The 9,617-nt window shown below is 74.0% G+C and carries 9 protein-coding genes; 3 read left to right on the plus strand and 6 right to left on the minus strand.

The annotated features are described in order from the left end of the window. Nucleotides 1-54: 54 nt before the first annotated feature. Nucleotides 55-1,251 (minus strand): helix-turn-helix domain-containing protein, encoded by a 1,197-nt coding sequence (locus AB0P35_RS36160; protein ID WP_363519500.1) that lies wholly within the window; start codon nt 1,249-1,251, stop codon nt 55-57. Nucleotides 1,252-1,341: 90 nt separating this feature from the next. Here AB0P35_RS36160 and lysA point away from each other — a divergent pair, with 90 nt between their 5' ends. Together lysA and AB0P35_RS36170 are read left to right on the plus strand one after the other, a co-directional pair. Then, on the plus strand, nt 1,342-2,604 hold the full coding sequence (gene lysA, locus AB0P35_RS36165; RefSeq protein ID WP_363519503.1) for a diaminopimelate decarboxylase: 1,263 nt from the start codon (nt 1,342-1,344) through the stop codon (nt 2,602-2,604). A 33-nt stretch (nt 2,605-2,637) separates the two neighbouring features. Then, nucleotides 2,638-4,083 (plus strand): amino acid permease, encoded by a 1,446-nt coding sequence (locus tag AB0P35_RS36170; RefSeq protein ID WP_363519506.1) that lies wholly within the window; start codon nt 2,638-2,640, stop codon nt 4,081-4,083. Nucleotides 4,084-4,108: 25 nt separating this feature from the next. On the opposite strand, the gene AB0P35_RS36175 is transcribed toward AB0P35_RS36170, so the two are convergent. The 5 genes from AB0P35_RS36175 to deoC form a co-directional block, all read right to left on the minus strand. Further along, nucleotides 4,109-4,750 carry an ATP-binding protein gene (locus AB0P35_RS36175; RefSeq protein ID WP_095874561.1) on the minus strand — a complete coding sequence of 214 codons (642 nt, stop codon included), beginning with the start codon at nt 4,748-4,750 and terminating at the stop codon, nt 4,109-4,111. Between the two features lie 80 nt (nt 4,751-4,830). Further along, complete coding sequence (locus tag AB0P35_RS36180; protein WP_095874562.1) at nt 4,831-5,238, minus strand: hypothetical protein; 408 nt, start codon at nt 5,236-5,238, stop codon at nt 4,831-4,833. Between the two features lie 173 nt (nt 5,239-5,411). Further along, nucleotides 5,412-6,314, minus strand: a complete 903-nt coding sequence (locus tag AB0P35_RS36185; protein WP_363519510.1) for an aldehyde dehydrogenase family protein — start codon at nt 6,312-6,314, stop codon at nt 5,412-5,414. Next, complete coding sequence (locus tag AB0P35_RS36190) at nt 6,307-7,794, minus strand: aldehyde dehydrogenase family protein (protein WP_095874564.1); 1,488 nt, start codon at nt 7,792-7,794, stop codon at nt 6,307-6,309. Before AB0P35_RS36190 ends, AB0P35_RS36185 begins: the two co-directional genes overlap by 8 nt. 5 nt (nt 7,795-7,799) lie before the next feature. Then, entirely contained in the window at nt 7,800-8,786 is a 987-nt protein-coding gene (gene deoC, locus AB0P35_RS36195) for a deoxyribose-phosphate aldolase (RefSeq protein WP_363519522.1), read from the minus strand. Nucleotides 8,787-8,909: 123 nt separating this feature from the next. On the opposite strand from deoC, the gene AB0P35_RS36200 reads away from it, so the two are divergent. Next, nucleotides 8,910-9,521: a TetR family transcriptional regulator gene (locus tag AB0P35_RS36200; RefSeq protein ID WP_363519513.1), complete on the plus strand. Its 612-nt coding sequence runs from the start codon at nt 8,910-8,912 to the stop codon at nt 9,519-9,521. Nucleotides 9,522-9,617 lie beyond the last annotated feature (96 nt).

The following is a 9,617-nucleotide window of genomic DNA, read 5'->3' on the forward strand; positions in this document are numbered from 1 at the left end:
GGAGCCCGGTGCCGGGGAGAGGCACCGGGCTCCTGTGCGTCCGCCCGGGCACGCTCAGAGCGCCAGCCGCAGCTGGAGCCAGGCCGACAGCCGGTCGTCCGGGTGCTCCAGGTCCAGGCCGAACAGCTGCTCGGCCCGCCGCAGCCGGTACTTCAGCGTGTTCGGGTGCACGCCGACCCGCTCCGCCGCGGCCGCCACCGAGCCCACGGCGTCCAGCCACGCCGCCACCGACCGGGCGTACTCCGTGCGGTGCTCCCGGTCGTGCGCCAGCATCGCCTCCACCGCCGGGTGCCGCAGCTCCGGACGGCGCGCCAGCTCGTCGGCGACCCGGGCCAGCAGCACCCGGGCGTGGACGTCGGCCAGGCCGGCGACCGCGGCGCACCCGGGATCCGCCGAGGTCACCCGCAGCACGTCGTCCACCTCGGCCCGGAGCGCCGGCACCGCCTCCAGGTCCGTCGCCGGCCGGCTCACCGCGGCCCGCATCACCCCGCCGCCGCTCGGCCCGAGCGCCGCCACCGCCTGCTCCGCCAGCCGGCGCGCGGCCGCCGGCCCGACCTCGGCGAGCAGCACGTAGACCGTCCGGCCGACGGCGGCCACCGCCGCCTCCCCGTGCACCGCCGACCAGTGCCGCGCCGCCGCCGCGGCGAGCCGTACCACCGAGGGCGGCTCCTCGGCCGGCCGCCGCAGCGGGGTCAGCCCGACCAGCACCAGCCGCGGCCGTTCCGGCAGCCCCAGCGCGTACCGCAGGTCGGCGGTGCGCCCGCCGCCGTGCAGTGCGTCGCGCAGCCCGTCCTCCCGGGCCCGCAGTTCCAGTTCCTGTGCGCTGCGGCGGCGCAGGATGTGCAGCGCGGCCAGCCGGGCGCCGTCGCGCAGCGCCCGCTCGCCGGCCGGGTCCAGGCCGTCCGGACCCTCGATCGCCCAGATGGTGCCGAGCGGCAGGTCGCCCGCCCGGATCGCCACCGCCGCCCGGGGCAGCTCGTCCTCGGCGAGCGTCGGCAGCCGCACCACGCCGGGCGCGGCCAGCACCTCCCGGTACTGGGCCGGCTGCTCGGCCTGGTCCGGCACCCGGCGCTCCAGGATGCCGCGCCGCCGCAGCTCGTCGATCCGCTGGTCGGGCAGCGCGGAGTAGGCGAGCACCCGGCGGTCCAGGTCCTCGACCGCCACCGATCCGCCGGTCACTGCGGCGATGGCGTTGGCCAGCGCGAACAGCTCCTCGCTGGTGCCCTCCATTGGCGATTCCGCATGCTCCATGCCCCGACCCTAGGCGATTTCGCCAACGACGTCCGGCCGGGCCGCCGCCACGATGGCTGTGCACCGCAGCCCACCCCCGGAAGGGGCACCATGCAGGACCAGCTGATCGGCCTTTTCCCGCCCGGCACCGAACTCGACGACGACGGCGCCCTGGTGATCGCCGGCTGTCCGGTGGCCGAACTCGCGGAGACGTACGGCACCCCGGCGCTGATCGTGGACGAGGGCGCCCTGCGCGCCCGGGCCCGCGCGTACGCCGACGGCCTCGCCGTGCGCTGGCCGAACTCCCGGGTCACCTTCGCCTCCAAGGCCTTCCCGTGCACCGCCGTCTACCGGGCCCTCACCGAGGAGGGCCTCGGCATCGACGTGGCGAGCGGCGGCGAACTGACGCTCGCCGTGGCCGGCGGCGCCGACCCGGCCGGCCTGGTCGTGCACGGCAACGCCAAGACCTCCGAGGAACTGCGGATGGCCGTCGACGCCGGCGCCGGGCTGATCGTGGTCGACAACTTCGACGACATCGACCGCCTGGAGCTGATCCTCGCCGAACGGCCCGGCCGCGAGCAGGGCGTCCTCGTCCGGGTCACCCCCGACATCCGCCCGGACACCCACGAGGCCGTCTCCACCGGCCAGGCCGGCTCCAAGTTCGGGCTGCTGCTGCCCGAGGCCCGCGAGGCGATCGCCCGGCTGCGCGGCAGCGACCGGCTGCGCCTGGACGGCGTCCATGTGCACGTCGGCTCGCAGATCATGGACACCAAGCCGTTCGAGCAGGCCGTCGAGGCGGTCGCCGGACTCGGCACGTTCGACGTCTACGACCTCGGCGGCGGCCTCGGCGCCCGCTACACCTACGAGGACAGCCCGCCGAGCGTGGACGCGTACCTGGACGCCCTCGTCGACAGCGCCCGCGGCACTCTGCCCGCCGCCGCCCGCATCCTGATCGAGCCCGGCCGCTCGATGACCGCCGAGGCCGGCGTCTCGCTCTACCGGGCGGTCACCGTCAAGCACGGCAACCCGACCTTCGTCGCGGTCGACGGCGGCATGGGCGACAACCTCGAAGTCTCGCTCTACCAGCAGCGGTTCGAGGCCACCGTGGCCACCCGGGTGGGCGGCGGCGGGCGCGTCCGGCTGGTCGGCCGGCACTGCGAGTCCGGCGACGTGCTCAGTGAGGGCGTCCCGCTGCGCGACCCCCGCCCCGGCGACCTGATCGCCGTCCCCGCCACCGGCGCGTACACCTACGCGCTCAGCAACAACTACAACGGCGCCCGCCGGCCCCCGGTCGTCTTCTGTCGCGACGGCCGCCACCGCGCCGTGGTGCGCCGGGAGACGTACGGCGACCTGCTCCGCCGCGACCTGGCCTGACCCGCACCCTCACCCCCACACGAGAGGTCCACCATGGCATCGGATGTGACGCTCCGCCGGCAACTCCTCAGACGCAAGCCGGTCGGCGCCCTTCAGGACGGCGGCGGCGAACTGCGCCGCACCGTCGGCCTGTTCCAGCTCACCATGATCGGCATCGGGGCCACCATCGGCACCGGGATCTTCTTCACCCTGGACTCGGCGGTGCCGGAGGCCGGCCCGGCCGTGGTGCTCTCCTTCGTGATCGGCGCCGTCACCGCCGCCCTCACCGCCCTGTGCTACGCCGAACTCGCCTCCGCCGTCCCGGTCTCCGGCTCCTCGTACTCCTACGCCTACGCCACCCTGGGCGAGTTCGCCGCCTACGCGGTCGGCTGGTGCCTGCTGCTGGAGTACGCCGTCTCCGGTGCGGCGATCGCGGTGAGCTGGGGCCAGTACCTCAACGACCTCACCGAGCGGCTGTTCGGCTTCCAGCTGCCGCAGGCGATCGCGGCTCCGCCCGGCGCCGGCGGCTTCGTCAACCTGCCCGGCGCCGTCCTGGTGCTGCTCTGCTGCCTGCTGCTGGTCCGCGGGGCGAAGCAGTCCGCGCTGGTCAACACCGTGATGGTGCTGGTCAAGCTGGCCGTGCTGGCGCTCTTCGTGGTGGTCGGCGCGACCGGATTCCACACCGCCAACCTGCACCCGTTCGCGCCGATGGGCGCGGCCGGGATCGGCGCCGCCGCCTCCACGGTGTTCTTCTCCTTCATCGGCCTGGACGCCGTCTCCACCGCCGGCGAGGAGGTGAAGAACCCCCGCCGCACGCTGCCGCTGGCGATCATCGGCGCGCTGCTGGTGGTCACCGCCGTGTACGTGCTGGTCGCCCTGGTCGGTGTCGGCGCCCAGCCGTGGACGGCCTTCGGCGGGCAGGAGGCCGGCCTGTCGGCGATCCTCACCCGCGTGACCGGGGCGAGCTGGCCCGGGCTGCTGCTCTCGGCCGGCGCCGTGCTCTCCATCGTCAGCGTCGTCCTCGTGGTCCTCTACGGGCAGACCCGGATCCTGTACACGATGAGCCGGGACGGCATGCTGCCCGCGTTGTTCCGGCGGGTCGGCCCGCGCAGCGGCACCCCGGTCGCCGGCACCGTCGTCGTCGGCGCACTGGTCGCGGTGCTCGCCGCCGTCGTCCCGCTGGACGTCCTCGCCGACCTGACCAGCCTGGGCACCCTGGTCGCCTTCGCCGTGGTCTCCCTGGGCGTGCTGATCCTCCGGCGCACCGCCCCCGACCTGGAGCGCGGCTTCCGGGTGCCCGGCCACCCGGTGGTGCCCGTGCTGTCCGTCGCCTTCTGCGGCTACCTGCTGTACGGGCTGCCGGCGGACACCTGGCTGATGTTCGCGGTGTGGCTGGCCCTGGCCGTGGCCGTCTACCTCGGCTACAGCCGGCACCACTCCGCGCTGCAGCAGGCCGACCCGGCCGAGGCCGGGCCGGTGCTCACCGGTACGGCGCCCTGACCGGCGCGGCTCCCCGGGCGCCCGGTCAGGCGGCGATGCCGACCGGCCGGGCGTCCGCCACCGCGGCGATCCGCCGCTCGGCCTCCGGGCCCGCGCAGGCGTGCGCGCCGAGCCCGACCTGGCGGCCCACGATGCCGCGCTCGGCACGCATCAGCCGCCAGCCGCGGCGCAGCAGGTAGGGCACCGACTTGCGGCCCTCGCGGACGTCCCGGCGGAAGCGCCGCCAAGCGGTCGTGGCCGGGCGGTTGCGCAGGCACAGCGCGTCGCCGAGCAGCCCCTCGGCCTCGCAGCGGCCCGCGAGCTCGGCGGCGAAGATTCCCTCGGCCACGAACGCGGGCGCGCCGTCCAGGGTGAACGGGCGGACCCCCACCCGGCCGTTGTCCGGGATCGAGTACACCGGGACGTCCGCGGCGCCGTCCTCGACCAGGGCGCGGATCACCGCCATCGCCTGCTCGGCGTGCCAGGAGGCGGGCGAGTCCCAGTCCGTGCCGCCCTCCACGAGCTGCGGCAGCGTCGGGTCGTCGCCGTCCTTGTAGAAGTCGTCGAGCTGGAGCACCGGGAGGCCGGTGCGCTCGGCGAGGGAGGACTTCCCCGATCCGGAGGGTCCCGACAGCAGGATGACGCGGGCGCGCGCGGTCGGCGCCGGGTTCAGCGGGGTGTCACTCACGGGACACCAGTCTGACGCATCGGGGGCGTCCGCCGGTACCGGTCGGACGCCCCCGGGCCAATCTCACACGGCCCGCCCGGTCAGACCGTGCTGTCCACCGGGCCGCCCAGGGCGAGCCGGGTGGTCGTCAGGTAGCGGGTGTGCACCTGGACGAAGACGGTCGGGCCGCCGTCCGGCGGCAGGTAGCCGGTGGCCGCCCAGTCCGGGTCGAACCAGTCCTCGGGCTCCGGGTCGCGGTGCTCGCCGCCGAGCCCGAACTCCAGCCACGGGTACGCCCGCGAGCCGAACGCGGCGGTCGGTCGGCCGGGGGTGAACAGCAGGCTGCCGTTCTCGTACGCCGCGGGCCAGCCCGGGCGCTCGGAGCGGATCGAGCACGGGACGCGGGCCTGCAGGCCGGCCCTCAGCCGCCGGTGCGCCCGACGGGCGCGCAGCGCCCGCAGCGGCCCGTCTCCGACCAGGACCGCCAGGTCGGCGGCTATCTCCCACATGCTTCGTCCTTCCGGTTCGATCTCGACCGGTAGGACTCGCGGCCGGGCGGGCGGGTTGCCCGCCGATCGGCCGGTTCCGGAGAGACGAAAGGAGGGCCCGCACCCCCGGTCGGGAGGGTGCGGGCCCTACTTTCGTCGCGGCCGGGGCCGCCGTTCCTGGTGCAGCCGACGGATCAGATGCCCATCGGGTGCCAGACCGTCTTGGTCTCCAGGAAGGAGGTCAGCCGCTTGGTGCCCGGCGCCTCCGTCCAGTCCGCGGCGGCCGGGTCGGCGGCCGGCCGCAGGACGCGCTTGAGGGTGTCCGCGGCGGCGGCCTCCAGGGCGGCGGCCGAGGCCGGCCCGTCCCCGGGCACCGCGCCGGTCAGGTCGATGCCGTTGACGTCCTGGTGGGACGCCAGGGTGGGGGCGATGTCGGCCGTCCGGCCGGACAGCACGTTGACCACGCCGCCGGGCAGGTCGGAGGTGGCCAGCACCTCGCCCAGCGACAGCGCGGGCAGCGGCGCGCCGGTGGCGGCGGCGACCACCGCGGTGTTGCCGGTGGCGATCACCGGGGCGATCACCGACACCAGGCCGAGCAGGGAGAAGCCGTGGCCGGCCTGCGGGGCCAGCACGCCGACCACACCGGTCGGTTCGGGCGTCGACAGGTTGAAGTACGGGCCGGCCACCGGGTTGGCGTTGCCGGCGACCTGGGCGACCTTGTCCGTCCAGCCCGCGTACCAGACCCAGCGGTCGATCGCGGCGTCCACCAGCGCGGCCGCCTTCTTGGCGCCCACGCCCTCGGCGGTGGCCACCTCGGCGGTGAACTGCTCGCGGCGGCCCTGCAGCATCTCGGCGACCCGGTACAGCACCTGGCCGCGGTTGTACGCGGTGGTGCCGGACCAGCCCTTGACCGCGGCGCGCGCGGCCACGACGGCGTCCCGGGTGTCCTTGCGGGTGCCGAGCGGGGCGTTGGCGAGCCACTGGCCCTTGGAGTCGGTCACCTCGTACACCCGCCCGCTCTCGGACCGCGGGAACTTCCCGCCGACGTACAGCTTGTAGGTCTTGAGGACGTCAAGACGCAGGGTCGTGTCAGACATCGAGGTAGGCCTCCAGACCGTGCCGGCCACCCTCGCGGCCGTAACCCGACTCCTTGTAACCGCCGAACGGCGAGGCCGGGTCGAACTTGTTGAAGGTGTTGGCCCAGACCACACCGGCCTTGAGCCGGCTCGCCGTCCACAGGATGCGCGAGCCCTTCTCCGTCCAGATGCCGGCGGAGAGGCCGTACGGGGTGTTGTTGGCCTTCTCGACCGCCTCGGCGGGGGTACGGAAGGTCAGCACCGACAGCACCGGGCCGAAGATCTCCTCGCGGGCGATCCGGTGGGCCTGCGAGACGCCGGTGAACAGCGTCGGGCGGAACCAGTAGCCGGCGCCCGGCAGGTCGCAGGAGGGCGACCAGCGCTCGGCGCCCTCGGCCTCGCCGGCGTCGGTCAGCTCGGTGATCCGGGCCAGCTGCGCCGAGGAGTTGATGGCGCCGATGTCGGTGTTCTTGTCCAGCGGGTCGCCGACCCGCAGGGTCGACATCCGGCGCTTGAGCGCGTCCAGGAACTCGTCCTGGACCGACTCCTGGACGAGCAGCCGGGAGCCCGCGCAGCAGACGTGGCCCTGGTTGAAGAAGATGCCGTTGACGATGCCCTCGACGGCCTGGTCGATCGGCGCGTCGTCGAAGACGATGTTCGCGGCCTTGCCGCCGAGCTCCAGCGACACCCGGGTGCGGGTGCCGGCCAGCTGGCGGGCGATCGAGCGGCCGACCGGGGTGGAGCCGGTGAAGGCGACCTTGTCCACGTCCGGGTGGGCGGTCAGCGCGGCGCCGGTGCGGCCGTCGCCGGTGACGATGTTGACGACGCCCTTCGGCAGGCCGGCCTGGCGGCAGATCTCGGCGAAGCGCAGCGCGGTCAGCGGGGTGGTCTCGGCCGGCTTGAGGACGACCGTGTTGCCGGTGGCCAGCGCCGGGGCGATCTTCCACGCCAGCATCATCAGCGGGAAGTTCCACGGGATGACCTGGGCGGCGACGCCGACCGGCTTCGGGTTGGGGCCGTAGCCCGCGTAGTCGAGCTTGTCCGCCCAGCCCGCGTAGTAGAAGAACCACGCGGCGACCATCGGCACGTCGAAGTCGCGGGTCTCGCGGATCGGCTTGCCGTTGTCGATCGACTCCAGCACCGCCAGCTCGCGGGAGCGCTCCTGGACGATCCGGGCGATCCGGAACAGGTACTTGGCGCGCTCGCTGCCCGGCAGCGCCGACCAGTCGACGAAGGCCTTGCGGGCCGCGGCGACCGCGCGGTCGACGTCCTCCCCGGTGCCCTGCGCGAACTCCGCCAGCACCTGCTCGGTCGCCGGGTTGACGGTCTTCAGCGCCTCGCTGCCGGAGGAGTCGACGAACTCGCCGCCGATGAAGTGGCCGTAGGAGGTCGCGATGTCGCCGGCCGCGGCCGGGGACTCCGGGGCGGGGGCGTAGGTGAAGAGACCGCCGCGGGGGGTCTGCGCCACGGGCTCGTCGGTCTTCTTGGTGTTCTTGGCCATCTGTCTCAGTCCACCGTCACGTAGTCAGGGCCGGAGTACCGTCCGGTGGTCAGCTTCTGGCGCTGCATCAGCAGGTCGTTGAGCAGGCTGGAGGCTCCGAAGCGGAACCAGTGCGGGGTCAGCCAGTCGTCGCCGAGCGTCTCGTTGACCATCACCAGGTACTTCATGGCGTCCTTGGTGGTCTTGATGCCGCCGGCCGGCTTCACGCCGACCTGCACACCGGTCGCGGCGCGGAAGTCGCGGACCGCCTCCAGCATCAGCAGGGTCACCGGAGGAGTGGCGTTCACCGCGACCTTGCCGGTGGACGTCTTGATGAAGTCCGCGCCGGCCAGCATCGCCAGCCAGGAGGCGCGGCGCACGTTGTCGTACGTCTGCAGCTCGCCCGTCTCGAAGATCACCTTGAGGTGGGCGGAGGTGCCGTCGGGGCGGTGGCAGGCCTCCTTGACCGCGGTGATCTCGTTGAAGACGTCCAGGTAGCGCCCGGAGAGGAAGGCGCCCCGGTCGATCACCATGTCGATCTCGTCGGCGCCGGCGGCCACCGCGTCCGCGGTGTCGGCGAGCTTCACCGGGAGCGCGGCGCGGCCGGCCGGGAAGGCGGTGGCGACCGAGGCGACCTGGATGTCGGTGCCGCGCAGCGCCTCCTTGGCGGTGGCGACCATGTCCGGATAGACGCAGATCGCCGCGACCCGCGGGGCGGTCGGGTCGGACGGGTCGGGGTTCCGGCCCTTGGTGCACAGCGAGCGCACCTTGCCGACCGTGTCCGCGCCTTCCAGCGTGGTCAGGTCGATCATCGAGATCGCCAGGTCGATGGCCCAGGCCTTCGCCGTGGTCTTGATCGAACGGGTGCCGAGGGTGGCGGCGCGAGCCTCCAGGCCGACCTGGTCGACACCGGGCAGGCCGTGCAGGAAGCGGCGGAGCGAGGCCTCGGACGCCGCAACGTCCGCGAGGCCGCCGGCCGCTGCGCCAAGGGCTTGGGCTGCAAGAGTGGACATAGTCACCAGACCAGCATATCTACGCGCGTAGCGATCCGCTAGGGGGCCCGGTTTTCGATGCCGGACCGAGATGTGCCGGCGGTAGCGCCCCGGCCCGCGCCGCCGGCCGGGGAGAATGCCGGGGTGACCTCCGCAGCCGAGCAGCCCGCGCCCCGCAAGAAGACCGGCCGCCGCCCCGGCGGGGCCGACACCCGGCGGACGGTGCTGGAGGCCGCCCGGGCCGAGTTCGCGGCCCGCGGCTACCAGAAGGCCAGCATGCGGGCGATCGCCCGCGCGGCCGGGGTGGACGCCGCCCTGCTGCACCACTACTTCGGCAGCAAGGACAAGCTGTTCCTGGCCGCGCTGGAGTTCCCGGTCGACCCGCGGCTGATGGTCGACCAGGTGCTGGCCGGCGCCCGGGCGGAGGTCGGCGAGCGGGTCGCCCGGTTCGTCCTCGCGCTCTGGGAGCAGCCGACCGTCCGCGACCGGCTGCTCGCCGTGCTGCGGACGGCCGCCGCCTCCGAGGAGGTCGCCGGGCTGATGCGCGGCTTCATGGTGACCGAGGTGGTCTCCCGGCTGGCGGTCGGCCTCGACGTGCCGCAGCCGGAGCTCCGGGTGGAGCTGGTGATGTCGCAGATCCTCGGGCTGGCCATGGCCCGGTACGTGATCGCCGTCGAGCCGCTTGCCTCGGCGCCGGCCGAGGAGCTGCTGCCGCTGCTGGCCCGCGCGGTGCAGGGGTACCTCGTCGAGGCCTAGTTGTACTGACCATGGAGGTTGGTGACGGGGTTCACGGTCTGGTGATCTTGAAATGAGTGAGGGCCTTCTGGCTCGGTGTGGATTGCGACATCTGCA

Source organism: Kitasatospora sp. NPDC085879 (assembly GCF_040686255.1).
Classification (GTDB): Bacteria; Actinomycetota; Actinomycetes; order Streptomycetales; family Streptomycetaceae; genus Kitasatospora.